The organism is Streptomyces sp. NPDC051555 (assembly GCF_044454405.1).
In the GTDB taxonomy this organism is placed as follows: domain Bacteria; phylum Actinomycetota; class Actinomycetes; order Streptomycetales; family Streptomycetaceae; genus Streptomyces.
The window spans coordinates 1-1518 of the sequence record NZ_JBITDP010000110.1 but is presented as its reverse complement, the minus strand read 5'-3'; the positions used below and the strand labels follow the sequence as shown (position 1 = coordinate 1518).

Annotated in this window: 1 protein-coding gene; it reads right to left on the bottom strand. The window is 61.4% G+C overall.

Going from position 1 to position 1518, the window contains the following annotated elements; genetic code table 11:
- Positions 1-469: 469 nt before the first annotated feature.
- Positions 470-592: a hypothetical protein gene (locus ACIBEA_RS44545; protein ID WP_399270293.1), complete on the bottom strand. Its 123-nt coding sequence runs from the start codon at positions 590-592 to the stop codon at positions 470-472.
- Positions 593-1518: the final 926 nt, after the last annotated feature.

Here is a 1518-nt window from a genome sequence, read left to right as displayed (position 1 = left end):
ACGCTCACGCAGTTCGTCGGGGTACTTACGGGGAGCAGCCATGATCGACATCCTTCCGGGTCTTCGATGTCTCCATCAAACCCGGGGCGGTTCACAGGGGAAGCAACTACTTCGCCTGGATGCCTGGCGCACCAATGAGAAACTTGCAAAGTACTACACAGACCGAGGCTTCACGCACGTGCGTTCCGTGAACGTAGCCGGGCGAAGCAGCGGTGCCCTGTTCCAGCGGCCGACCGGATTTCCTCGGCCAACGTCTGTCCCGCTCACCACAGGGTGAAACGGGCGTCAGCCTCGATGGTTCATGACCATCAGCCGCGCGAATACAGGAAGTCCACCCACTCTTGGAAGCACACGGAAACTGCCTCAACGCTTCTGCCGCCCGCCGTTGCACACCGACCGACGTCGCGACGTTCCTCGCTCCCGACCCCACCCATGCCAAGGTCAAAGACGAGTTGAAGATCTGTACGCCCTATGACAGGGCAGCGAACCGGATGCCGGTGTCCGGATGTGCCGGTCCCTCGTCCGGCTCGGACGGTTCGCCACGCTCATCGCCCAAAGCCGCCTCGCCGTAGCCGAAGATCACGAGGGTCACGAGCGAGCCTCCAGACCCTCACGGCGCCTTCACCGCGGCCGAAGGGACCTACCGGTTCGGTTGGTGCACCGGATCAGAGGGGGCGCAGGGACGAGTAGGGATCGTTGCGTTCCAGCCTGATGGACCAGCATTGAATGCAATCGTCCACTTCACACTCAGCCAGGTGTTTGTCCGCCTCTTGCTCGCTTTCGATCTTGCAGTCGATACACACAGTCAGCTCTCCCGTCTGTTCAAGCGGCCCCGATGACTTGGCGATTCTCTGTGCTCATGGCCATCGGCTTCCGTGCAGCGGGGCCGACGTGGTTGACCGCTCTCTGTAGTCGTTGCTTGTGTCACGGTGCGCCATGCACAGGATGATTCGGAAGGGTACGCCCCTCCCTTCGCGGCCCAGACCGGGTCATCACTCGTCAACATCATCCAGGGCCAGACCTGGATACACCGTGCCTCCTGCTGCAACGACTGAATGGAGCTCGTGGATTCGGTGCCTTCAGCCTGCCGGGCTTGCTGCGGTGCCTGGGCAGTGTGGGCTGCCATTGTCATACCCCTCTGCGGGCAGGGTTGAACGCGCACCGCGTGTCACCGACCAAGACGAATCCCCCGGGCAGCCGGATCCCGGTTGCCTTCCAGTTCAGTGTGTAACAAGACGGGCGTTAGAGCGTGGTGGTGAAGCGATTGGCGTTGGGTGTAGCTCTTCCCGAGGGACCGGCTTGATCAAGCTGTGAGGTTGTATCTGAGGTTCCCCCGCTGTGCGGGAGGTGCTGACTATGGGTTGTCCCGTAAGAAGCCGTTGTCGTACCGGATGTGATCGTTGAGTTTCCGCTGATCAGGCATGGTGAACCGCCCCGGGTTTGATGGAGACATCGAAGACCCGGAAGGATGTCGATCATGGCTGCTCCCCGTAAGTACCCCGACGAACTGCGTGAGCG